At 51.2% G+C, this 24,393-nt stretch carries 21 protein-coding genes; 15 read left to right on the forward strand and 6 right to left on the reverse strand.

The window, feature by feature from the left end; translation table 11 throughout:
• The first annotated feature begins 15 nt into the window (after nt 1–15).
• The 3 genes from JWG39_RS05675 (at nt 16) to JWG39_RS05685 (ending at nt 1,254) form a co-directional block, all read left to right on the forward strand.
• Nucleotides 16–393 carry a NifB/NifX family molybdenum-iron cluster-binding protein gene (locus tag JWG39_RS05675; protein WP_205218413.1) on the forward strand — a complete coding sequence of 126 codons (378 nt, stop codon included), beginning with the start codon at nt 16–18 and terminating at the stop codon, nt 391–393.
• A 78-nt stretch (nt 394–471) separates the two neighbouring features.
• Nucleotides 472–843 carry a NifB/NifX family molybdenum-iron cluster-binding protein gene (locus JWG39_RS05680; protein ID WP_205218414.1) on the forward strand — a complete coding sequence of 124 codons (372 nt, stop codon included), beginning with the start codon at nt 472–474 and terminating at the stop codon, nt 841–843.
• A gap of 105 nt (nt 844–948) precedes the next feature.
• Entirely contained in the window at nt 949–1,254 is a 306-nt protein-coding gene (locus JWG39_RS05685) for a Dabb family protein (protein WP_205218415.1), read from the forward strand.
• A gap of 96 nt (nt 1,255–1,350) precedes the next feature.
• Here JWG39_RS05685 and JWG39_RS05690 read toward each other — a convergent pair whose 3' ends face one another.
• Nucleotides 1,351–2,178: a cytidylate kinase-like family protein gene (locus tag JWG39_RS05690; RefSeq protein WP_205218416.1), complete on the reverse strand. Its 828-nt coding sequence runs from the start codon at nt 2,176–2,178 to the stop codon at nt 1,351–1,353.
• 152 nt (nt 2,179–2,330) lie between these two features.
• On the opposite strand from JWG39_RS05690, the gene JWG39_RS05695 reads away from it, so the two are divergent.
• Nucleotides 2,331–3,068 carry a gamma-glutamyl-gamma-aminobutyrate hydrolase family protein gene (locus JWG39_RS05695; RefSeq protein WP_205218417.1) on the forward strand — a complete coding sequence of 246 codons (738 nt, stop codon included), beginning with the start codon at nt 2,331–2,333 and terminating at the stop codon, nt 3,066–3,068.
• Nucleotides 3,069–3,092: 24 nt separating this feature from the next.
• Here JWG39_RS05695 and JWG39_RS05700 read toward each other — a convergent pair whose 3' ends face one another.
• From JWG39_RS05700 to JWG39_RS05715, 4 genes are all read right to left on the reverse strand, one after another.
• Nucleotides 3,093–3,371, reverse strand: coding sequence for an HU family DNA-binding protein (locus tag JWG39_RS05700; RefSeq protein ID WP_205218418.1), 279 nt, complete (start codon nt 3,369–3,371; stop codon nt 3,093–3,095).
• A gap of 311 nt (nt 3,372–3,682) precedes the next feature.
• Nucleotides 3,683–4,393 (reverse strand): pseudouridine synthase, encoded by a 711-nt coding sequence (locus JWG39_RS05705; protein ID WP_205218419.1) that lies wholly within the window; start codon nt 4,391–4,393, stop codon nt 3,683–3,685.
• Nucleotides 4,393–6,177: a UbiD family decarboxylase gene (locus JWG39_RS05710; RefSeq protein WP_205218420.1), complete on the reverse strand. Its 1,785-nt coding sequence runs from the start codon at nt 6,175–6,177 to the stop codon at nt 4,393–4,395. The genes JWG39_RS05705 and JWG39_RS05710 overlap by 1 nt, the downstream gene beginning before the upstream one ends.
• Before the next feature lie 14 nt (nt 6,178–6,191).
• Nucleotides 6,192–6,350: a hypothetical protein gene (locus JWG39_RS05715; RefSeq protein WP_205218421.1), complete on the reverse strand. Its 159-nt coding sequence runs from the start codon at nt 6,348–6,350 to the stop codon at nt 6,192–6,194.
• Nucleotides 6,351–6,451: 101 nt separating this feature from the next.
• On the opposite strand from JWG39_RS05715, the gene JWG39_RS05720 reads away from it, so the two are divergent.
• The 3 genes from JWG39_RS05720 (at nt 6,452) to JWG39_RS05730 (ending at nt 14,008) form a co-directional block, all read left to right on the forward strand.
• Complete coding sequence (locus tag JWG39_RS05720; RefSeq protein WP_240192011.1) at nt 6,452–8,164, forward strand: glycogen synthase; 1,713 nt, start codon at nt 6,452–6,454, stop codon at nt 8,162–8,164.
• Nucleotides 8,165–8,531: 367 nt separating this feature from the next.
• Nucleotides 8,532–9,536 (forward strand): type I glyceraldehyde-3-phosphate dehydrogenase, encoded by a 1,005-nt coding sequence (gene gap, locus JWG39_RS05725; protein WP_205218422.1) that lies wholly within the window; start codon nt 8,532–8,534, stop codon nt 9,534–9,536.
• Nucleotides 9,537–9,778: 242 nt separating this feature from the next.
• Nucleotides 9,779–14,008 (forward strand): PEP/pyruvate-binding domain-containing protein, encoded by a 4,230-nt coding sequence (locus JWG39_RS05730; RefSeq protein ID WP_205218423.1) that lies wholly within the window; start codon nt 9,779–9,781, stop codon nt 14,006–14,008.
• 255 nt (nt 14,009–14,263) lie between these two features.
• On the opposite strand, the gene JWG39_RS05735 is transcribed toward JWG39_RS05730, so the two are convergent.
• Nucleotides 14,264–14,557, reverse strand: a complete 294-nt coding sequence (locus JWG39_RS05735; protein ID WP_205218497.1) for an ArsR/SmtB family transcription factor — start codon at nt 14,555–14,557, stop codon at nt 14,264–14,266.
• A 590-nt stretch (nt 14,558–15,147) separates the two neighbouring features.
• Between JWG39_RS05735 and JWG39_RS05740 the strand changes: the two genes are divergently transcribed.
• The 8 genes from JWG39_RS05740 to atpD all read left to right on the forward strand — a co-directional run bounded on the left by JWG39_RS05740 (nt 15,148) and on the right by atpD (nt 24,284).
• On the forward strand, nt 15,148–15,705 hold the full coding sequence (locus JWG39_RS05740) for an isochorismatase family protein (RefSeq protein ID WP_205218424.1): 558 nt from the start codon (nt 15,148–15,150) through the stop codon (nt 15,703–15,705).
• Nucleotides 15,706–15,787: 82 nt separating this feature from the next.
• Nucleotides 15,788–18,433, forward strand: coding sequence for an alanine--tRNA ligase (gene alaS / locus JWG39_RS05745; RefSeq protein WP_205218425.1), 2,646 nt, complete (start codon nt 15,788–15,790; stop codon nt 18,431–18,433).
• 292 nt (nt 18,434–18,725) lie between these two features.
• Nucleotides 18,726–19,151 (forward strand): F0F1 ATP synthase subunit B, encoded by a 426-nt coding sequence (locus tag JWG39_RS05750; RefSeq protein ID WP_205218426.1) that lies wholly within the window; start codon nt 18,726–18,728, stop codon nt 19,149–19,151.
• The gene (gene atpF / locus JWG39_RS05755) at nt 19,151–19,834 is read left to right on the forward strand and encodes a F0F1 ATP synthase subunit B (RefSeq protein ID WP_205218427.1); all 684 of its coding nucleotides are present in this window, start codon (nt 19,151–19,153) and stop codon (nt 19,832–19,834) included. The genes JWG39_RS05750 and atpF overlap by 1 nt, the downstream gene beginning before the upstream one ends.
• Entirely contained in the window at nt 19,831–20,373 is a 543-nt protein-coding gene (gene atpH, locus JWG39_RS05760) for an ATP synthase F1 subunit delta (protein ID WP_205218428.1), read from the forward strand. The genes atpF and atpH overlap by 4 nt, the downstream gene beginning before the upstream one ends.
• A 5-nt stretch (nt 20,374–20,378) precedes the next feature.
• A complete protein-coding gene (atpA, locus tag JWG39_RS05765; protein WP_205218429.1) occupies nt 20,379–21,902 on the forward strand; it encodes a F0F1 ATP synthase subunit alpha in 1,524 nt (507 codons plus the stop codon).
• Nucleotides 21,903–21,945: 43 nt separating this feature from the next.
• On the forward strand, nt 21,946–22,812 hold the full coding sequence (atpG, locus tag JWG39_RS05770) for an ATP synthase F1 subunit gamma (RefSeq protein ID WP_205218430.1): 867 nt from the start codon (nt 21,946–21,948) through the stop codon (nt 22,810–22,812).
• Between the two features lie 59 nt (nt 22,813–22,871).
• Nucleotides 22,872–24,284, forward strand: a complete 1,413-nt coding sequence (gene atpD, locus JWG39_RS05775; protein ID WP_205218431.1) for a F0F1 ATP synthase subunit beta — start codon at nt 22,872–22,874, stop codon at nt 24,282–24,284.
• The last annotated feature ends 109 nt before the right edge of the window (nt 24,285–24,393 follow it).

The raw sequence follows: 24,393 nt of genomic DNA on the forward strand, positions 1-24,393 counted from the left end.
AAAAGGAGTAGAAACATGGCAAGTTACAAACTGGCGGTACCCTCGGATGGAGAAGGTGGACTTGACGGTCAACGTGCAGGTCACTTCGGACACTGCGACGTTTTCACCCTCATTGATATTGAGGATGGAAAAATCAAAGAAGTGAACCTGCTCGCGAACAAAGAGCATCTTCAGGGTGGCTGCATGGTTCCGGTTCAGCTTCTTGCCAATGCCGGGGTGAATCGTCTCGTGGTCGGTGGTATCGGCATGCGTCCGCTGATGGGCTTCAAAGAAGTGGGCATTGAGGTCTATTACGATGGCGAGCGCCGTGACATCCGTCCGGTAGTTGAGGACATGGCTGCCGACAAACTGTCGCAGATTACGGACACTCAGGTCTGTGGTGGCGGTCAGTAAGCTGAAAGGGACTGGCAATATGGCAGGGACTTCTTGCCCCTGCCATGAAATTTTTGTTGAATAATAAAGAGGAATACTATGAAAGTTGCAATTACATCCCAGGGCCCGGAACTCAGCTCTCAGACTGATCCCCGTTTTGGCCGTGCTGCGTGGGTTATTATCGTTGATTCTGTAACAAAAGAGTTTGAAGCAGTTGATAACAGCTCCAATTCCAATGCTTTCAAAGGGGCCGGAATCCAGGCTGGAAATCTCATTGCCGACAAGGGCGCAGATGTGCTGATGACTGGTCACTGTGGCCCAAATGCCTTCAACACCCTTAACGCCGGGGGAGTGAAGGTGGTAAACGGCATTACCGGAACCGTCGAAGAAGCCCTGGATAAATTTATCGCCGAAGGCGCCGAGTATGCCAGTGATGCCACCGTAGACAGCCACAATGGTCAGAATCGTTAACGGTCTTCTGTAAATCCCTTTGTTGTCCGGTGAAGGATGGGGCGATTTAAAAATGTCTTGCCCCGGCAACGGGAACCCATAAAAAATAAACAGAGGAGATGCATCATGATTCGACACATCGTATGGTGGACGCTGAAAGATGAGGCTGAGGGGACAACTGCTGCGCAGAACTGCTTGAAGATTAAAGAGCTGATTGAAGCACTGAGGGGGAAGATCGATACCCTTAAAGCTGTTGAAGTTTCAGTTAAACTGGCGGCAACTACCACTGTGGATGCTCAGATTGTGTTGCATTCCACCCACGACACGACTGCTGATCTCGCCGCCTACAATGACCACCCCGAGCATCAGAAAATTGTTAGTTTTATCAAAAAAGTAGTGAATTCGCGTCAGGCGATTGACTTTGAGGTTTGAGGGTCTCCTGAATTTCAATCTCGGGTTGAAAGCTAAAAAAAAAGACGTCTCCCCGTCAGAGGAGACGTCTTTTTTTTGATGGAGCAGCTGGAAGGTTTATTCGAGACTGTGGAAGACGTTGATATGGCCGCTGTCCACCCTTGATGTCTTTTTGAAAACAACATCTTCAATATCATAAAGATCGACAAGTTTCTGCTCCAGCTTGTGGCGAAACTTCTTGTCCCCTTTCACTCCGACCAGTTTAATCTTTTTCTTATTGATAATTTCTACCCTGGCGTTGGGACTTGTATCTATCACCAGCGCCTTGATTCCGGCGACCTTCGCTGCCTGACGGAGGTATTTCAGGCTTTCCTCCGTCTCTTTGAATTGCGGGAGTCGACACAGACGTTCCAGCATACTGACGATATCGGGAACCTTCAAGGTATCGACATTGCAGACGATATCAAAGAGGCGGGCGTCCCACGGATCGAGTCCATAGAGCTGCATGCCCCATTTACGACGCTCTTCGTCGTCCCGCTGCAGATTAGAGCAGGCGGTGTACTGTGAGCAGCTTTCTCGCTCCATCTCATCAATAACCCGGTCTTCCATGCGTGCGTTTACCTTCACCTTAAGGACATTGGGCATCTCCCGCAGCAGAAAATGGCCAGCGAGTCCGTGATAGACCACATTGCCTTCGGATATATGAGAAAGAAAAGCAGATTTAAAATAGGCAAAATAGCGCTCCTTGCCGTGGCTGAAACGCTCCAGCACCGAGGGCGCATCGTGCAGTGCCTTGACCAGCTTGATCTCGGGAATATTGAAGCGGTCAGATGCCTCCAGCAGTATATCCCGCGAAAGACATTCGCAGCCAAGTGCCTCGGCCAGCCCTTCAGCGACCTCTTTCCCCTTATTATAGGAACCTCGTGCTATGGTGACAATGGACATTTTTACTCCTCCCCATCTGAATTAGTTTTACTGTTCACAATACTTGAAGCACCATAAAAATGAAAGAAAAAGACGGATTGCATGGCTGCGGCGATTCCTGTAAAAAGAACGGACTGCCAATACTTAAAAAGTTGTGTGAAAGGACAAGAGAAATGAAGAAAGAGAACAGGCCGGTTATCGGTATTACCACCTGCATAATGGAACATTCGCAAAAAAGGTACGCGGCGGTCAGTGACGGGTATATACGCTCTGTGCATGAGGCGGGGGGACTCACCATGCTGCTGCCGATGGTTTGTGATCCAGATGTCCCTGGTTCTTACCTCAAGTTGATTGACGGACTGCTGCTCACCGGTGGCAATGAGGATATCAGCCCGCATCTCTACGGAGAGGATCCTCTGTGCAATGTGGACTGTATCAATTCCGAACGTGACTCCTGCGAGAGCCATCTCCTGCATCTTGCGGTAAAGCGCGACATACCTGTTCTCGGGATTTGTCGCGGGATGCAGCTCATGAACGTGGCGGGCGGGGGGACTCTCTATCAGGATATTTTCAGCCAGCTGGAGCATCCTCTCGGGCATAGACCAAAAGCCATGCCGGTGGATGCGCTTTACCATCGAGTGAAGCTGCGGGAAGATTCTCTGCTGCGGAGAATTTTTGGGACAGAGACGTTGATGGTTAATTCTTTTCACCATCAGGCGGTAAAACGGGTTGCGGATAACTTTATTGTTACGGCCCGCGCGGAAGACGGCATTATAGAGGCGATTGAACACAAAGAGCATCCCTTTGCAGTGGGAGTGCAGTGGCATCCGGAGGACCTGACCTGTAAGCATCACCATTTTTTAAGACTTTTTGAGACTTTTGTCGAGGCCGCAGGTGGTAAAAGCGGGTGAGATGCTGGTTATTCAAGGTACCCTTTAGTCGTTGTTGACCTTCTCGCGCAATTCCTTGCCGACTTTGAAAAAAGGAAGTTTTTTGGGCTGGACGGTAATTTTTTTGCCCGTTTTGGGGTTGCGGCCTTCGTAGGCCTCATATTTCTTGATGACAAAACTGCCGAAGCCGCGAATCTCAATACTGTCACCATCGGAGAGGGCCTCCGTCATCCGTTCAAGGATTGTGTTACAGATGGCCGTTGCCTCCCGTTGCGGAAGATTGAGCGTTTCGGAAAGGTGTTCAATCAGTTCTGATTTATTCATTTTCGACTCCAGTAAATATCGGCTGGAAAAAATTTTGAAGAATGATCGTCCTCAGCCATTTGTTATCCTTGAAGGGCACTGAGTCCACGCTTTTTATCGTACTGCATGGCCCGGATTGAATTAAATTTTTTTACTGTAACGAAGAAGATGGGCGAAATACCGATTATTCGATGTTCCTTGCAATTTGAGGACTGTATAATCCTGTCAGCTGGTCGTGTGGGGAATGAAATATCTATATAATATTATGGTATATTTATTGCGAATATTAAGATTTAAATTAATCAGGAATCAGTCAGTTTGTAAAGAGAATTTTACAAAAAAATCTTTTCTAAGTCTACAGAGCTGAGTCGTCTCCATGCCCCCCGTTTCAAGCCGTCGAGAGTGAGACGCCCGTAGGCTGTCCTTTTCAGAAAGAGTACCGGGTGGCCGATATGGGCGCACATTTTCTTTACCTGCCGTTTCCGCCCCTCCTGGAGAGTCAGCGCCAGCACTGCACTGTTTTCCCCTTGTTTCACCAGATGAACCTTCGCCGGTGCGGTCAGTTTTCCTTCAAGTTCCACGCCCTGCTCAAGCTGCCGCAGTGCCGCTGCCGCTGGCCGACCTTTGACCAGTGCCTCGTAGTGCTTCTTCGTATGCAGGCTGGGGTGCTGCATGCGCTGGGCGAGATTTCCGTCATTAGTGAGAAGGAGTGCTCCTTCGGTGTCGAGGTCGAGGCGTCCTACCGGGAATATCCGGGTTTTCACCCCCCTGAGGAGGGAGGTGACGGTAGGGCGTCCCTGAGGGTCGGAGAGGGTGGTGATATAGCCAGCGGGTTTGTTAAGCAGGTAGTATTCAAACTCCTCCTCAAGAGTAAGCAGGCGGCCGTTGAAGGTGACGTGATTCTCCTCTCCCACGGACACGCCCATCTCGGTAACTGTCTGCCCGTCTACTTTTACCTGTCCGGCGGCGATATACTCCTCTGCCTTTCGTCGTGAACAGACACCGCAGCGGGCGAGGAATTTCTGCAGTCGCATTTTCTCCATCAGAGTCTCCATTGTGAAGGGATCATTTCAGTATAGCGACTGTCTACCAGTGCCTTTGTTTCCGGGTCCACCTCAAGCACATCAGTATACCAGGGCTTCAGGCGACTGTCGATGACTACCGGGGGCTCAAGGCCGATGTGGAAACGACTGACGGCGGAGGCTTTGGCGTAGATATCTGCCGCCGGTTCAAAGCGGGTAAAAAAGGTCCAGAGGAACTCCTGCATTGAGCATGTTGCCTCGCGCACGTTGTCCACCAGCAGAACAAAAGGCCAGTTACCCAGTCCGCTGTATTCGGCGAGTTCCCTGGCGAGATCGGGGCGTTCTTTCCAACTGGCCCCCTGTACGACGAGAGTGCCCGGCAGAAAGACCTTTGCCTGAGAGCAGCCGGAGGGCAGCTCCCCATGAAACTCCTGTGGCAGCTCGCGGCGCTTTTCCCGGCCCAATCCCATTAACAGTGCCTTGGAACCCTTGTTGACCGAGGGGCCGGTATAGTCAAGGGTGTCCATGGAGGTGTTGTCGAAAATGAAAAGGTCGCGTTTCCAATCCACCCGTTCAAGGATGTGGGGCCAGAATGTGGCGAAATTGCTGAGATCTGTATCACCGTCAGTGGTTATAAGGAATTTGCTCAGGGAAAGCTGTCCTTCGCCAAGAATACGCAGACTGTTGGCGAAGGCCTCGCGGGGATAACGATTTTCTACCCTCGCAACGGCGAGGCAGTGAAATCCTGCCTCTCCGCTGGTCTTCAACTCCTTCACACCTTTCATGACCAGGGGGAAGAGCGGTGAAAGCAGTTCCTGGAGGTAGTCGCCGAGCAGAAAATCTTCCTGTTTCGGCCGCCCGACCACGGTGGCCGGGTAGACAGCCCCCTTGCGGTGGTAGATATGGCTGATCTGGAAGACCGGATAATCGTGCTGCAGGGAGTTGTAGCCGTAGTGATCGCCGAAGGGACCCTCGGGGTGGCGCAGGAATGGCGGAACCTTTCCCTTAATGGCAAACTCGGTGCGGGCGATGAGACGGTGGCAGGCGTCCCGGGGGTCGGTGGCCATCTCCAGTTTGTCGCCCATCACCATCGAGGCGAGCAGCAGTTCCGGCAGGTCCTCCGGCAACGGGGCAATTGCCGCCAGCATGAGTGCCGGCGGGCCGCCGAGGAAGAGGGAGAGGGGCAGTGCCTCACCACGTTTCTCCGCCTCGTGGTAGTGATAGCCGCCGCCCTTGTGAATCTGCCAGTGGATGCCGGTCTCGCTGTCGCTGAAGCGCTGAATACGATACATCCCGAGGTTATGTCCACGGCCATCCGGATGTTCGGTATAAACCAGTGGCAGGGTGACAAAGGGACCGGCATCGCTGTGCCATGAAGTGAGCAGAGGCAGAGTAGAGAGCATGGGTGGCTGCTGCACGCACTCCATCACCGGTGCGACACTTATCTCTTTCATGCCGATTTTTATGGCGTCGGTGATGAGTCTGCGGCTTTCCCACAGGGTTGACAGCGTTGGGGGCATGGAGGTTTCCACCAGACGGACCACGTCTTTTACAAACTGCTGCGGTTTGCCGCCGAAGGCCAGTTCTATACGTTCCGCAGTGCCAAACAAATTGGTTACCACAGGAAATTGAGAACCCTTGACTCTGGTAAAAAGGAGGGCGGGGCCCCCGGCAGCAATGACCCTGCGATGGATCTCGGCGATCTCAAGACGGGGATCAACTTCCTGCTCAATAACAAGAAGTTGATTCTCCTTTTGCAGCAATTTAAGGAAATCTTGTAAGTCGTGCAGTTTCTGTTTTTGCATGGTACACTCCAGTGTTAAGTGGAAAAATCAGGCCGTGGTCTTCCAGTCTGCTGCCTGAAATAACGGGAAATTTGAGCAATCAATTTCTCTGCTGATTTTTCAAGATCCCTGGTGGGAATTTTGAGCAGGACGTTGAGCAGATAGTAGAGTGTTTTGCTCCCGTCGTCAAACAAAGGAAACCTTTATTCTTTTCTCTTTAGAAAAAAAGGTCTGTTGTATCGGTTTCCTGCGAACACTTTTACAAATGCCCCACATCAAAGCGGGGGAGGGTGAGATGAGTGATGTGATACCTTCTGAGGGAGAATTTGCGCCGCCCCGGCCATCTTGTGTCAGTGGTCTTGATGGGCTTATGCGCAAGACAGCGAAAATTCATGGCAGCGATCTCTGCGATATCTGGATGGTGAGCCGGGAATATGGTGAACTGGCCGGTGCAGGTGGAGTGAAGGATGTGGTTTTTCAGCTGGCAAAAGCCCTGGCTCGTTCGGGTAAACGACGGGTGAGTGTCGTTTTGCCGCGTTATGGCTTTATGGCCCCTGAAGCTGAAGGCTTTCAGTCAGTGATGGATCCCCTCTGTCCCTACCAGGAGCTGGCGCTTTCCATCCAGATGAACCTGCCGAAACAGCGTATGTGCGAGGGAGTTCGCTTCTATGTCAAGGAAGAGAACGGGGTGAAAATCTACCTGATCGAGGGTGAGCGTTTCCGCGAAAAGCACAATGTCTACACTTACACAGACGAGGAGGAGAAGTCTGTGGCCTGGAAGAAAGCTTCTGAAGGGCATGCGGATTACTTTGCCATGAATGTGCTGCTGCAGAAGGCGGCTCTTGAGCTGCTTATTGCCCTTTGTGTTCGACCGAGCATTATCCATTGTCATGATGGACACACTGCTCTGCTGCCAGCCATGATACGTGAAATTGCCGGCTACAAGACCTATTTTCGAGGGACTGCGGCAGTTGTCACCGTGCATAACGCCGGTCGCGGCTACCATCAGGAAATTACCGACCTGCCTTTTGCCGCTGCTGTAAGTGGTCTGCCTCCGCAGGTTATTGATGGAAATCGTCTCGAAAATAAATTTGACCCGTTGCTGGTTGCCTCAAGTTATTCATTGGTAAATACGGTGAGCGAAAATTACGCCCGTGAGCTGATGGATACCGACAGCGACTATATGACCGGCTGGTTCGGGCATACCCTCAAGGCACGTAATATAGTTCTGCACGGTATCACCAACGGTATTGACCCGGAGCTCTATAACCCGGAGAGTTTTGCCGGAGGGGATCCAGATTTTATCTACGATCCTGCCAACAAAGAAGATAATCTTCACGGCAAGGCCCGTTGCCGCCGTGAACTGCTGCTGATGCTGGAACATGGGCTGCACGGCACACTTCATCAGCATGGCACCCTTGCACAACTGGAAAATGCAACTATTTTCACCTTTGTAGGCCGCATTAACAACGACAAAGGGGTGGATTCTCTGATTGCAGTTCTGCCGACTCTGCTGCAGCGACACCCTGACTGCCAGGTGCTGTTGCTCGGTGATGGTGATGTCGGACTTGAAGAGCAGCTCGCTTTTCACGCCGAACAGCCGGAATTTGCCGGGCGTTTCTGCTTTCTTGACGGGTACGATTCCGATATTGGCAGGCTGATTTTCGCGACAGGGGATTTTTTCATGATTCCTTCGCGCTTTGAGCCCTGTGGTCTAACCGACTTTATAGCACAGCTCTACGGTAATATCCCCATTGTCCGTCATGTTGGTGGTCTGGTAAAGGTGAAAGATGGTAAGACGGGGCTGGCCTATTCCGGCATCTCCATGGAATCACTGCTTGATGCCCTTGAAAGGGCGATTGCCCTTTCTGCAGAGGAGCGGAGAAAGATTCAGTATCAGGCGGTGCAGGAGATCTACTCGCACTATACCTGGGATGAGGTGATGAAAAAGTATCTCTCCTTCTACGATGAAAGCCGCGCGCAACAGATCAACTGTGTACAGAAATAAGGGTCCCTTGAATCCCGTCTTCTACAGCAGGGAACCCGGTAGACAGAGTGTCACTGGAATCTGCGGATCACTACCAGGATTGCACCGGGGCAGCAGTATTGTATAGATTCATCTGTAATGCAGTATGAAAATTGAAGCAAAAGGAACCTGCAATCCCTATAATTCGTGTAAACTGTTGTACTACAGCAGCCATGGATATTGTAGCTCGGTAGAGTCTGTCGAGTACATACGTGGAGAATCTTTTAAACTTCAGTTTTATCGAAGATCTTTAAGGATTTATAGAAACGTATAATTTTCTATAGTAGAGAGTAAATTACTATTAGATTCAAGACTCTTAAAACGACACAACGTAAAAAAGGAGAGTATTATGTCAATCAGAATAGGTATTAATGGTTTTGGCCGTATTGGCCGCAATATGTATCGTGCAATGACTTCCGATCCGGCCTTTGCTGATATCGAAGTTGTTCATGTAAACGATCTTACCGACAACGCAACCCTTGCCTACCTGTTGAAATATGACTCCAACATGGGCCGCTCCGGGTATGATGTCAGTGCGGACAGTGAAGGAATGATTGTCGATGGCAAACGGATTTCCATCAGCGCCCATCGCAATCCTGTAGATATCCCATGGGGAGACCTTGGGGTGGATTACGTTGCCGAGTGCACCGGTTTCTTCCGTGACGCCGAGACCGCTCAGGCGCATCTTGATGCAGGCGCAAAGAAGGTTGTTATCTCCGCTCCTGCCAAGGGCAGCGTGAAGACCTTTGTCATGGGCGTTAATGAAGATGAGTATGATGCTACTCAGCATCACATTGTCTCCAACGCCTCCTGTACGACAAACTGCCTTGCTCCCTTCGCCAAGGTTATCCTTGACAACTTTGGTATTGAGCGCGGCCTGATGACCACTATTCATGCCTATACCGGCGACCAGCGTCTCCTTGACGCACCACACAGCGATCATCGCCGTGCCCGTGCTGCGGCTCTCTCCATGATTCCGACCAAGACTGGTGCCGCCGCCGCTGTCTCTCTCGTTATTCCGGAACTGAAAGGAAAATTTGACGGTCTTGCCGTTCGTGTCCCTACTCCGACCGTCTCCATTGTCGACCTCGTTATGGAAGTCAGCCGTGAGACCTCTGCGGAGGAAGTGAACGCCGCACTGAAAGCCGCCGAGAGCCGCTACCTCGGGTTTTCTGAAGAACCGCTGGTTTCCATCGACTTTAAAGGTGATCCCCGCAGCTCTATCGTGGATGCACAGTCCACCAAGGTGCTTGGTTCCACTGTGAAGATCCTCAGCTGGTACGACAACGAATGGGGATACTCCAACCGTATGCTCGACCTGATCTGCCATATGGAGTCCAATAAGGCACTCTGATTTTAGGCACTCTGATTTTCAGATTTTTTTCAGGCGTAAGGATCCCTTGCAGAACCTTGTATTTCATTGATCTTCAATATTCCTGTAAAGGTACCCTGTAAAAAGACCCCGCTGCACTTCTGTGCAGCGGGGTCTTTTTGCTTTTTCACGGTGTGATCGTAACCTTCCTGACCGTTTTGTGGTAAAGTTGTACAAAGAGAAAAACTTCCCCCTCTGCGGGAAGAAAAACAGTGGAGATCATCATGGACAGCGAAGTAAAAATTATCGAATCGGATGCCCTGCGAGCCAATCTTATTGAAACTTCCATCAAGGTGGAAATTCCAGAAGAGTACAACGTTTTGCTCAAGGTGGTTAAGAACTTCAAGGGCCTGGAGGCCAGCCTTCAAAGTCTCCTTGTCGAGATCTGTCACCCATATCATAACTGGCAGATGGTGTTGCCTCATCTGCGAAGTTTTGTGCTGAAAAATGTTCACCACTACCTCTCCAGAGAAGAGGGGCCACAATGCATCCACCTTTTCTCGGGTTTCTTTCTGGAAGCACTCTTTGATGCACGGCGCAATCCGCAGGTTTCCTCTGAAGTCGTTGCGGCGCTGATGATCTGGCTGGAGAAGATGCTGGCAAAAATCAAGCCGGAAGATGCCGCCCGTTTTGCCTCAGTGATTGAGGAGATCTTTCATGATCTTCAGGCGCTCGGCGTTACAGAGCCGGCGCTGCTGCAGCAGTTTTACCAGAGTCCGCATACAGTGAAAAAGCTGGCTCCCCTGTTGAAAAAGATGCAGAAATCCTGCTCTGATTTCATGCTTGACAGCTATTATGAATTTCTCAGGACAACCCTGCTGGAGTGTTACGATTACTGGCTGCACGAGGATGATCCGATGAGCTGGTTCCTTGAGAGATGCTCCATTGAGGAGAAGGACTTCGGTGCCTCCCACCTCTTTGTGAAGATTTCTCATGAGAGTTTACGCAAGTGGCGTGAACGTGTGGAAAAGGGAGAGCTTGAGCCGCTTGATGATCTTCTCGACCATATAGATATCGTTCGTCAATATCGCGCTATCCCCAGTCAGGGAATGGCTGAAGGGGGCTTCCAGGCGAGCGATTCAGATGATTTCGAGGAGAACCGCAAGCTGCTCTTCCTTTTCAAAATTATGGATACCACCGGCCTCTCGCTGATCCATGAGGAGACCCTGCGTGAGATCAATCGCAGCCTTGTCAGCCTCATTCGCCAGCAAAGCTTTGAGCAGATTGAGGAGTTTCTGCTCACCGCGTTCCAGCTGTTGAAGGCCAACGTGCGCAAATATCCGCACACTTCCCTGCAGTGCATTCAGGTGATCGGAGATGAGATTTTCGACCGCGGCAACAGTCGCATGGTGGAGGCTTTCCTCTTCGGCGTAGTGCGTTTCGGCTTCCAGCATGCCGGGGTGACGGGCGTGGATGACAACTGGCAGCCACTGGTCAACCCCGCTCATCTCGCCAATATCCGTATCTGGCTGCATCTTATTATGCGCGAGCCGAAATGGTGTGGCACGCTTTTCTCCGCGCTGATTATCCACCTCAAACTTTCCGGCACCTGCGTCAAGGATACCGATCTCTTCCAACGGGATATCACCAGCCTGCTTAACCATCCCATTGAGCCGATCTACAACCTCAGCAAGCAGTTTACCAAACTGATGCCGGTCTTTTTCAACGAGATTGGTTCAGAGGGGGAATTGCGGGATGTCAGTACCGAACTCGATGAGATTCATCACCGCAAAGACCTGCTTATTCATTTTCTGCGCAAGCAGGGGCATGTGGAAAGTTCCAACCTGATTGTTGACTTTACCCAGGCGATTCTCAAATTCTGGCATTTCCGAGACAAGACGCTTATCATCCCCTATGTTCCCGAGGATGTCTATTTGCAGATTGTCACCAGTGGGCCGCTGGTTGATGATCTCTACATCCTCAGTGATCGACTGTGGAGTGACTTCAAAGTTCGCCATGTACATGATATTCTTGACATAAAGGACGAAGATCTAAAAGCCTGGCTGGTGAAGCAGAGTGACTGCTGTGCTGGAGAGGTGCGCCGTTTTGAGTTGATGCTGCGCATGTATGCCCTGCTCAACCGCAAGTACAAACTGGGTTTCAGGCAGCTGCGCGAAGAGATCAATCTCGTGGTGCAGGACAGCTTTCCCGAACTGCATTCCCTGCCGGAGCAGCTTGACGAAACGGACACTGAGAAGATTCTCGGTTCCCTGCTTGGGGCGCTGGAGAGCCTGAAAGACACCATCCTCTCGCCGAAGAAGTTTGAGGTCCGGGAAGATATCTATTACAAGCGGCACATCGCCGTGGACATCCCCTCGGTCTATGGACGCTACCGGGAGAAAAAGTTTGATGCCCTCAGCCTCTCCTTTCGCCTGGAAAAGCTGGCCAATCTCTATCTTGAGAAGCTGCCGGAGACCCTCAACCTCTCCATCATCACTCAGGCGACGTTCTATACTATTGCCCGCTGTATCCGTCTCTACATGCGTGCGCTCTCCATCGACGGTATCAGCTCGCGTCGGCTCAGCATCCAGCTTAATCTGCTGGAGAGTTCGTTGAAGGTGAGGCGTTTCTCCTACACCCAGTATCTCGACATTCTGCGCGGCATGAGTGAGGGAGTAAAGGATATCATCTACTCCTACTACACCAATATTCACCAGAATAACCTGTCAATTATTATCCCGCAGATTGGCAGTGTAAACATCCTTACCAAGTTTGAAGGGCTGTATGACGAGGATGATATGGCGGCTGCCATCCCCCGCCTCTCTGAGGTTTTCATGCGGGAGCTGATTGCTTCCACCTTCGGTCTGCAGCATCTCGACAACTTTATCCTGCGTATCCTGCAGACCCTCGAAAATCAGAAGAATCTGCTCGACGGTGAGAAGCTTGATATTCTTATGAGCTACAACCCGGAGAAGGCCATCTCTCTGATGCACCGGCCCAATCCCTATACCGACGACCTTATTCACCTCGGGAACAAAGGGTATAATCTGGTGAATATTTCACGTCTCGGCAAGCAGGTCCCGGCGGCATTTATTATCACCACGGAAATTTTCCGCTGTCAGGAGGTTGTGTTCAGCTACCGACGAACCCGTGATGAGTTTATGCAGCGGGTGCGCGAAGCCCTTAACGAAGTGGAGCAGGTGACCGGGCGGACTTTTGGCAGTGCTGAGAATCCATTGCTGCTCTCGGTGCGTTCCGGTGGTTCCATCTCCATGCCGGGAATGATGGCCACTATCCATGATGTTGGTCTCAACGAGGATATTATTGAAGAGTCTGTGGCGAAAAACGGCAACGCCTATCTCGCCTGGGACAACTACCGCCGTTTCGTGCAAAGCTGGGGGATGATTTCCGGCATGGAGCGAGACGATTTTCAGAGCCTGATGAATGCCGCCAAGACGGAGTACGGCGTGGGGCTGAAACGGGATTTCTCCAGTGAGCAGATGAAGGAGCTGGCGCTGTCCTACCGCAACCTCACCCGTCGTCGCAGTATCTCAATCCCGGAGGATCCCTGGCTGCAGCTTATCAACGCCATTGAACTGGTACTGGAGAGCTGGAATACGGAAAAGGCGGTGGAGTTCCGTCATATCATGGATGTCTCCGATTCCTGGGGAACAGCTGTCATTGTGCAGACCATGGTGCTTGGGAACAGGAGCCAGGAGTCCGGTGCGGGTGTGGTTTTCACAGCTCACCCCTATCGCAAGGTTCAGCGGGTGGCGCTGTGGGGTGACTACGCCTTCGGCGATCAGGGAGAGGATATCGTCAGCGGGCTGGTTTCCAGCTGTGCGATCTCTGTGGAGCAGGCAGAGCTGGACGGCCGTCTGGTGGATGAATCCCTGGAACGACGCTTCCCCGCCATTTACAAAGCTCTGCTGGAAACTTCCCGCGAGCTTGTCTATGATAATCACTGGAATCCGCAGGAAATTGAATTTACCTTTGAGAGTCCCGAGGCAAAAGACCTCTATTATCTACAGACACGGGACATGATCACCATCAAAAAGAAGGAGCATCTCAACGTTTTTGTCGAGACAGAGCCCGGGGAACTGGAGGCCGCGTGGATCGGCAGCGGGGTAGGCGTTTCCGGATCAGCGCTTTCCGGACGGGCGGTTTTCTCTGAGGAGGATATTGTTGAAATTCGTCTCAAGGACAAGGATTCTCCGCTTATTCTTATTCGCCAGGATACGGTTCCGGAGGATATCAAGATGATCTCTCTCGCCCAGGGGCTGCTCACTGCAAGGGGTGGCCAGACCTCGCATGCCTCTGTGGTTGCTGTGCGGCTTGAAAAGTACTGCGTGGTAGGTTGTCGCAGCATGAAAGTTTTCGACATGGAAGGGTGGTGTGAGCTGGAGGGTGAGCGGATCAATCGTGGCGACCATGTCTCTATTGATGGTCGTACCGGGCAAGTTTTCAAGGGTGAACATGCGGTTCGCGAAGAGTATCACATCATGCCACTGTAAACTGGTTCAGGCAGAGTGGTTGTGGCAGAAACAGAAAAACGCCCGGTTAAGGATTCAACCGGGAAGGGAAACAGGAGACGGGAGACGGGAGGCAGGAGACGGGAGGCAGGAAAAAGCAGGGCAACAAAACTCAATAACATCTGTTGTGGGATGAGACTGTTTCGTTGGCCATCCAGTCTTTCCGTCTTTTGTCTTTCTCCTGCCTTTCTTCGTGTTCTTCGCGGTAAAAGCCTTTATGTACTTTTCCTCTCTGGGTTATTTTTCTCTCGCAGGGCAAAAAAGATCGTCCAGCTTTCGAATCAGCTCGACGACGCGTTTGTCACTGATGAAGTTGAAAATGAAGTTTGCATCCTTGCGAAAATCTATAATGCCCTGCTTTCGCAGTACCCCAAGATGCTGGGAAACATTGGCATTGGTGGTTTTAACCTGTTCACGAATTTCTCCGACGGTGAGTTCGCGGTCCTGCAACAGACAGAGAATCTTCAGGCGGATAGGATGGGACACGGCTTTTAATAACCGGGAGACATGTTCAATCTCCTCGTCAATCATGACCGTTTCGTCGCAGGTTGTCCCGGATGAGGGGGCAGGAGACTGTTCAAGAGTTGACATTATGGAGGGCCTGAAGAAAAGAATGGGTAAAAAATTAAACGCATGAAAATACACAAATAATGAATAATTGTAAATTATACACGTCATAAAAAATCTTGAAAAGAAATTTCGTGTGTGAGAAGTCAGCGAAAATAAAAAAAACTACACCTTCTTCGCGCGGACTTGAATTGCGCCACAAAAAAGAGTCTACTGAAAAATTACTGTCTGCTTTGCAGTTTCACACGTGTTTACGTTGTCAGAAGGGGTACCTTGAAGAACCTTGTATTTCGTTCATATTCGAGGCACAGGAGAAAATTTACCGCAGGCCTGTTAGTACCTTGGAAATTATTTCCGTGTTTTTTTTGAAAAGAATTTCGTGAAGGTACTTATACCGGCTTACCGTTCATCACCGGTATAACTTTGATCACGGAGTCTGGCGCTTACCTGGAGTCTGGTGCTTACCTCCGAGGATAAATTTTTTACTGTAACGAAGAGGGGGCGAAAGAGTGGGTATTCGATGTTCCCGGAAATATAAATTAAAAGGAATAAAGATGATACCAGAGAACCTTGATCCCGCGCATTTCTGCCTCGCGGTCGTTGACCTTCAGACGCGATTGATGGAGGTTATTCACCGGGCTGACGAAACAGCTGCGGCGGCCGCACTGATGGTACGCTGTGCCCGGGAATTGAAGGTAAAGACTCTCGCCTTTACCCAGTATCGCAAGGGGCTCGGGCCGTACGTGCCGGAACTTGAGGAGCTGCTTGCCGATACACCACAGTATGACAAGACCGCATTCAATCTGCTTGCAGTGGAGAGCATAGCGCAGGAAATTGCGGCTCGACCGGAACTGGAGACCTTTGTCCTGGTTGGTGTTGAGACCCATATTTGTATCTGGCAGTCTGCACTGGCTTTGCTGGCTGCCGGTAAAAAGGTTTGGGTCTTGTCCGATGCGGTTTCCTCGCGAAGAGAAGAGGATCACCGGGAGGCGCTTCTTCAGCTTCGTGCGGCGGGGGCAATCGTGGGGCCGACCGAGATGTTCATTTACTCCCTGCTCGGCAGAGCAGGAACACCGGAGTTTAAGAAGATCCATTCCCTTATAACCGCTTGATTATCACCTGAACTACACTGAATAACGCACCTGACATCCAGATGTCTGTGCACACAATAAAGAGCAACACGCAGAGAAAATTATGAAAGGAAACGACATTCGCAATTTGTTCTGGCAGTATTTTGAAGAGAAAGGTCATACTCGTGTGGACAGTTCTTCTCTTGTTCCCGCAGACGACCCGACACTGCTCTTCACCAACGCCGGGATGGTGCAGTTTAAACGGGTTTTCATGGGCGATGAGAAGAGACCTTATAACCGCGCTGTTACCAGCCAGCGCTGCGTCCGGGCCGGCGGCAAGCACAATGACCTCGAAAATGTCGGTTATACCGCCCGCCACCACACCTTTTTCGAGATGCTCGGCAACTTTTCCTTCGGAGATTATTTCAAGGAAGATGCCATTCGTTTCGCATGGGAATTTCTCACCGTGAAACTCGGCCTTGATCCCAAAGATCTCTGGGTGACCATCTACGATGACGACGATGAAGCCGAAGAGTTGTGGAAGAAGATGGAGACCTTGCCGAAGGGCCGCATTGTACGCATGGGAAAGAAGGACAACTTCTGGGCCATGGGCGATACCGGACCCTGCGGCCCCTGTTCTGAAATCCATATAGATCAGGGACCTGACGCCGCCACATGCGGCAGCCGTGACTGCAAAATTGGCTGTGACTGTGACCGTTATCTGGAGTTGTGGAATCTGGTCTTCATGCAGTATAACCGTGATGAGTCCGGCACGCTGTCCCTGCTGCCCAAACCGAGCATCGATACGGGCATGGGGCTGGAGCGCATCGCCGCCGTACTGCAGGACAAACAGAATAACTACGATACCGACCTCTTTGCACCCATCCTGCATTGTATCGAGGAACTTTCCGGACGGAAATACGGTGCCGGTAAGGGTGATGATGTGGCCATGCGGGTTATTGCTGATCATGCCCGCGCCACCACTTTCCTTGTTGCAGACGGAGTGCTGCCCTCCAATGAGGGACGGGGGTACGTTCTGCGGCGCATTATGCGCCGGGCGGTACGTTACGGTAAGGCGCTGGGGCTGGACAGGCCCTTTCTTTACGATGTGGTGAAGGTGGTCATTGAGGAGATGAAGGGTGCTTTTCCCCATGTTGTGGATGCCGAAACTCTTCTGAAGAAGGTAACCCGCAATGAGGAGGAGCGTTTCCGCGAGACCCTCGAAAAAGGACTGGCTCTGCTCGCCGGGGAGATTGACAGGCTCGGTGCGGATCAAATTATCTCCGGCACCTTTATTTTCAAACTCTACGATACCTTTGGCTTTCCTTTTGATATCGTGCGTGATATTGCCCTTGAGCGCGGGCTGGGTTTCGATGAAGCAGGCTTTGAGGCAGAGATGGCCCGCCAGCGTAAACAATCACGTACATCGCGGAAGGGGGAAAGTGTCAAGTTGCAGGGTGACGGGGTGAAGAGTATTGCCGAGATGGGCGTACGCACCGTTTTCACCGGTTATGAAGAAAAATGTGGTAACGGCCGTGTGCTCGGCCTGCTGGACGCGGATGGTACACGGGTGAAGAGCCTCGCCACCGGGGCGCGTGGTCGCCTCTTTGTTGACAGGACACCCTTTTATGCGGAGTCCGGCGGTCAGTCTGCCGACCATGGTGAGGTCCTGTGGCAGGGCGGTCGCGCCCATGTCAGTAATACCACGGTAACCGGCGAGAAGATTGTTCTCCATTCCCTGAACGTGGTTGAAGGGACACTGGAAGAAGGGATGGAGGTGAAGCTGAAGATTGACGAGGCACGCCGTCGTCACATCGCCGGCCATCACAGTGTTACTCATCTTCTGCAGGCAGCTCTGCGGCAGGTGCTCGGTGATCATGTCAAACAGGCTGGTTCGCTGGTGCAGGCAGATCGGGTGCGTTTCGACTTTACCCACTTTTCGCCGGTAACACCGGAGGAACTGGCTGAAATTGAGCGGCGGGTCAACAGAGAAATTCGACACAATGCCAGTGTGGTTACCCGGATTATCGAGAAAGACGAAGCTGTTGCCGAAGGGGCAATGGCCCTCTTTGGTGAGAAGTATGGAGACAAGGTTCGGGTTGTCACCATGGGAGATTTCAGCAAGGAGTTGTGCGGCGGAACCCATGTCGTTGCCACCGGTGATATTGGTGTTTTCAAGGTGCAGTCCGAGATCGGAATTGCTGCCGGAGTACGGCGTATTGAAGCAGTCGCCGGCGAGCCGGCCTTTGCCTGGATCCAGCAGGTGTTTGCTGGACAGACTCGACTCGGCGGAATGCTTTCCGCCACCAGTATTGAGGAGACCTGTGACAGAGTCGCCGCCCTGCAGGCAAGTCTGAAAGCGGCGGAGAAGAAGGCCGCTGAGCTGTCAAAAGAACTGGCCAGTTCTGATCTTGACTCAGTGTTAAAAAATGCAGTAGAAGTGGATGGCATTAAAGTTGTTTCTGCTGAGATTCCACTGGAAAATGCCAAAATCCTGCGTGAAGTTGGTGATAAAGTTCGCAATCAGCTCAACAGCGGTGTGGCGGTCATCGGCGGAGTGGTAGCGGGCAAGGCTGCTCTGCTTGCCATCGTTTCCAAAGATCTCACCGGGCGGATCAAGGCCGGTGAACTGGTCAGCAGAGTTGCTGCTCTTGTCGGAGGACGGGGTGGTGGACGTCCAGACATGGCCCAGGCGGGGGGGCCGATGGCAGATAAAGTGAGCGAAGCCGTAGCTGCGGTCCCGGGCATTGTCAAAGAGCTGCTTAAATAAATGAACATCCATGGAAAGACACCATTTTCAGGGACGTTTTTCACTGTGGTGGAAGACGTTTTATTCGAGGCGGGAGCGTGCTGTACAGGTGAAAATTAGTTGACACTCTCGCTCAATTACGTTATGGATTTTAACTGAATTTGTGAATGGAGATTCATTTTTTTTCTTAAGCTGTTCAGCAGTCGTCGGATAGTTGTTTCGAGTTTCTTCCATTTATGGTCTACATCGGTGCAGCTGTGGCTGGGCCGGTGTGAAATATTTCGTTTTTTTAATTATTCAGGGAGCTGCAAGCATGGTTACACTAGACAAGACTCTGCTTCTCCAAATCATCAACATGATTGTCCTCATGTTCCTTCTGAACAGAATGCTTTACAAGCCGGTAAAGCAGATTATCAAGGAGAGAGCCGTAAGATTACAGGGCATGCGTGATGATGCCGACGGATTTGAGCAAAGGGCCGATCAGCGCCAGCAGGAAGTTGATGCCAGAATGGCAGAGGCCTCCGGCAAAGCGAAGGCTGCGCTCGACGCTGCCCGTGATGAAGCTCAAAAGGCGGGCGATGCCCGGCTCGAAGCTATCCGGGAAGAGAGTGAGGCGATGAAAGAGAAAAAACTTGCCGAACTTAAATCTGAAATCGAGGTTGCCCGCAGCAGCCTTGATTCTGGAGTTCAGGGATTTGCGAAAGAGATGGCTGGTAAGATTCTGAGGAGGAGCCTGTAATGAAAAACATGAAGAAATTTGCAGGGGTGCTGGCGATATCGTCTCTGCTCTTTTTGTCTGTTCCGGTTGCTTTTGCCTCGGTTCCCGCTGACTCAAAGGCAATGCAGGCTGCATCTGAAGTGATAGATGCCACCATTCCCATTATGGATGAAACTCTTGATACCACCCACGCCGGGAAGCACGTTGTTGACCCCTTTTCTCAGGCGAAACTCAAAGATTTCGGCTGGCGTATTGTCAACTTCATCGCGTTGATGATCATACTTGTCCATTTTGCTGCGAAACCTCTCGGCAAGTCTCTTTCTTCACGTCGTGAAGAAATTGTCAATGAGATTGATGATCTCGAAAAACGCAAGCAGGTTGCTGAACAGTCTTATAATAACTTCCAGCAGAAGATTGCCGTCGTTGAGGCGGATATTGACAAGATTGTTGAACGGGCTGTAGCCCAGGCCGAAGTGGAGAAACGCAATATTATTGCACGGGCTGAATCCGCTGCAGAAGAGATGATGCGTTCTGCTGAACAGGCTGTGGCAAATGAAGTCGCCGAGGCTCGCACCATGTTGCGTGAGGAGGTGGCAGAGAAGGCTGTAACCATGGCTGAAGGACTGCTCAGAAAAAATCTCAGAGCCAGCGATCAAAAGGCTATCATTGAGAACTACCTTAATAAAGTGGAGGCGATATCGTGAAACAGGTGATCCTCGCAAAACGCTATGCCAGAGCACTTTATTCCATTGGCTGTGAGCAGAAGAAAGAAAAGCTGTTTGGTCAGAGCTTGAACTCTTTTGTTGCCCTGATGGCGAAAAGGCCTGAGGTTAAAGACAGCATAACGAACCGCCTCTACCCGCAGGACGTGCGGGAGACGGTGATAGATAAATTGGTCAAGGCCGCCGGTTTTGATGTCCCTGTGGGGAATTTTTTTCGTCTGCTGGTGAAAAAACGCCGCGCGGAGATCCTTCCTGAGATTGCCGAGAGCTATCAGAAAATGCTCGAAGAGGCACAGGGCATCAGCCATGGTACTGTGGTTACTGCGACAAAAACTACCAAAGCACTTACGGATAAAATCCAGAAAATTTTAGAAAAATTAACAGGCAGGAAGGTTGAGCTTGAGACCAGCGTTGATGAGTCTATCATCGGCGGAATGATCGCCCGTGTGGGGGATCTTGAACTGGACGGCAGCATCCGTACCCAGCTTGCAGGTTTAAAAGATTCCATTAAAGGGAGATAACCACAATGCAGATCAAAGCCGAAGAAATCAGTCAAATTATTAAGGATCAGATTGGCGGATACGAGACCGAGGTCAATCTCAAAGAGACCGGGACTGTTATCTCCATTGGTGACGGTATTGCCCGTGTTTACGGGGTAGGAAATTGTATGGCCATGGAATTGCTTGAATTCCCGGGCGGTGTTATGGGACTGGCTCTTAACCTTGAAGCGGACAACGTCGGTTGTGCAATTCTTGGAGATGTCCGCAAAATTAAAGAGGGTGATGTTGTCAAGCGGACCGGTCGTATTGCGCAGGTTCCCGTTGGTCCTGCCATGGAAGGTCGTGTTGTTGACGCTCTTGGTCAGCCCATTGATGGCCTTGGTGCCATTGAGACTGAAGAATTCTTACATATTGAAAGACTTGCACCAGGTGTTATTGCAAGAAAAGGTGTGCATGAGCCCTGCTACACAGGGGCCAAGGCTGTTGACGCCATGACACCTGTCGGACGCGGCCAGCGTGAGCTGGTTATTGGTGACCGTCAGATTGGTAAAACTGCCCTCTGCATTGATGCCATCATCGCGCAGAAAAATAGTGATGTGCACTGCATCTATGTTGCTGTTGGCCAGAAGAAATCTACCGTTGCCCTTGTTGTTGAGGCTTTACGCAAGAATGGCGTCATGGAAAAAACCACCGTGGTTTCCGCCTGTGCTTCTGATCCGGCAGCGATGCAGTATCTCGCACCGTTTGGCGGTTGTTCCATGGGAGAATATTTCCGTGACCGGGGAGAGCATGCACTGATCGTTTATGATGATCTCTCCAAACAGGCTGTTGCCTACCGCGAACTCTCCCTGCTTCTTCGTCGTCCGCCAGGACGTGAAGCGTATCCCGGGGATATTTTCTATAACCACAGTCGTCTGCTTGAGCGGGCTTCCAAAGTCAGTGATGAACTTGGTGCCGGTTCTCTTACTGCGCTGCCGATTATTGAGACCCAGGCTGGTGACGTTTCCGCGTTTATTCCCACCAACGTTATCTCCATTACTGACGGTCAGGTCTATCTTGAGCCAAACCTTTTCTTTTCCGGGGTTCGTCCCGCAGTTAACGTTGGACTCTCAGTCTCCCGGGTTGGTGGTTCAGCCCAGGTAAAAGCGATGAAACAGGTTGCCGGTACCCTGCGTCTCGATCTTGCACAATATCGAGAACTTGCCGCCTTCGCGGCGTTTGGCTCTGACCTTGATTCCGCTACCCAGGCAAAGCTGACCCGTGGCGAGCGTCTTGTTGAAATCCTCAAGCAGCCACAGTATCAACCTCTGCCGATGGAAAAGCAGGTCACTATTCTCTACGCTGGTTCTAATGGATTTCTCGATACGCTGCCGGTGACTGCACTTGCTGACTACGAGCAGGAACTTTATAACTATATCGAATCTAATGAGCCTTCCATCTTCACCGACCTTGTCAAAGAGCAAGTTTTCACCGATCCCATCAAAGAAAAGCTCAATAAGACCCTGACCAGTTTCGGCGATACCTTCAAAGCAACGAAAAGTTTGAACTGAGGTTGAAACGAGTTAACCCAAATTCAAAGAAAAAGGTCAGGTTATGGCGAGCTTAAAAGAAGTAAAATTGAAGATCACGGGGGTTCAGAAAACTTCCCAGATCACCCGGGCCATGAATATGGTGGCTGCGGCAAAGCTCCGGGGAGCCCAGGATAAGATGGAGGCGTTTCGGCCCTATACGACCAAGTTTAACGAAACGATGTCCAATCTTGCTTCTGGTGACTCTTCCGGCAGCTTTCCGCTGATGGAAGAACGTGAGGTTAAAAAGGTCGAGCTGGTTGTTTTTACCTCTGACCGTGGACTCTGCGGCTCCTTTAATGCCAATGTGGTGAAGGAGGCGTGGAAACATCTGAAAAAATATGAGGCTGAAGGCAAGGAAGTCACTCTGCTCTGCATAGGCAAGAAGGGTTTTCAACTCCTCAAAAATACTGGTCGAGTCCGTGAGGGATATAAAGACATCATGGGCAAGTTCCAGATGTTTCATGCCCGCGATATCGCCTCTAATGTCTCTACCCGTTTTCTTGCTGGCGAGGTGGATAAAGTTGAGTTGATATACGGAGCATTCCATTCGGTGGCGGTGCAGAGGCCTGCTGTTGCGCCCCTGTTACCCGTAGTTCCCCATATACCGGAAGGGGAGAAAGCCGGAATGAGCGGTGATTATATCTATGAGCCCTCCATTGATGAACTGATGGTGACACTGCAGCCGCTTTACCTCAACGTGCAGATTTATCATGCCATGCTTGAGGTTGGGGCCAGCGAACAGGCGGCACGGATGACAGCGATGGATGCTGCCACCACCGCCTGCAAAGATATCGTAGGGAGTCTCACTACTATCTATAACAAGGCACGGCAGGCGGCGGTTACCAACGAATTGCTGGATATCGTCGGTGGTGCAGAGGCACTCAAATAAAAGTTCTTTACGAGAAAGTTTTTATTCAAATATCAGACTTTGAGGAGGGGTAAAACCCAATGAGCGAACAAAAAAAAGGAAAAATAACACAGGTCATCGGCCCTGTTATCGATGTGGAGTTTGAGCCGGGCCAGTTGCCCGCGATCCTGAATGCCTGTCTTGTCACGAATCCCACCATCAACGATGAGCCGGATAACCTTGTTATTGAGGTTGCCCTGCAGCTCGGCGACAACATCTGTCGCTGTATCGCCATGGAGGCTACCGATGGTTTGGTACGGGGGATGGAGGTTCGCGATACAGGTGCTCCCATCAGCATTCCGGTCGGCAAGTCATCTCTCGGCCGTATTATGAATGTCGTTGGCCATCCGGTTGACGGTCTGGGCGAGATCACGTCCGACAAATTTATGCCCATTCACCGTCTCGCTCCGGCTTTCACCGAGCTGGATACTGAAGTACGGGTACTTGAAACCGGTATTAAAGTTATTGACCTGCTGGTTCCCTTCCCGCTTGGTGGCAAGATGGGACTCTTCGGCGGTGCCGGTGTTGGTAAGACCGTTATCATGATGGAGATGGTAAATAATATTGCCATGCATCATGGTGGTATCTCCGTATTCTGCGGCGTTGGCGAGCGAACCCGTGAGGGCAACGATCTCTACAACGAAATGAAAGAATCCGGCGTACTGCCAAGGGCAGCGCTGGTTTATGGGCAGATGACAGAACCTCCGGGAGCCCGTGCACGGGTTGCTCTTACCGGTCTTACTGCAGCGGAATATTTCCGTGATGAGGAAGGTCAGAACGTACTTCTCTTCATCGACAACATCTTCCGCTTTACTCAGGCCGGTTCCGAGATTTCTGCACTTCTCGGACGGATTCCTTCTGCGGTTGGTTATCAGCCTACTCTGGCCACTGACCTCGGTGCTCTTCAAGAGCGAATTACCTCAACCACCAAAGGTTCCATTACCGCCGTTCAGTGTGTATATGTTCCTGCGGATGACTTGACTGACCCTGCACCGGCAACCACCTTTGCTCACCTTGACGGTACTGTTGTTCTCTCCCGTCAGATTGCCGAGCTTGGTATCTATCCGGCTGTTGACCCGCTTGACTCCACTTCTCGTATCCTCGATCCCAATGTTATCGGAAAAGACCACTACGAGGTGGCCCGCGGTGTTCAGGTCTCTCTGCAGAAATACAAGGACCTGCAGGATATCATCGCGATTCTCGGTATGGACGAGCTTTCTGAAGAAGATCAGATGCTGGTTTCCCGCGCACGGAAAATTCAGCGCTTTCTCTCTCAGCCTTTCCATGTTGCTGAGGTTTTCACCGGTATGGCAGGGAAGTTCTGTACTGTCGCCGATACCGTCCAGGGTTTCAAAGAGATCCTCGAAGGGAAGCATGATGATATGGGTGAAAACTCCTTCTATATGGTCGGTGGCATTGATGAGGCCGTAGCCAAGGAAGCGGCTGGCAAATAAGATACAGTACGTGCAGTTGATATGAGACGTCGATACTTGATGTTCTCTGGATATGCGTTGATTCAAAACGTTGAGTAGAATGGCCGGGAGTCTTTTGACTCCTGGCCGT

The sequence above is a fragment of the Desulforhopalus vacuolatus genome (genome assembly GCF_016918505.1).
Classification (GTDB): Bacteria; Desulfobacterota; Desulfobulbia; order Desulfobulbales; family Desulfocapsaceae; genus Desulforhopalus; species Desulforhopalus vacuolatus.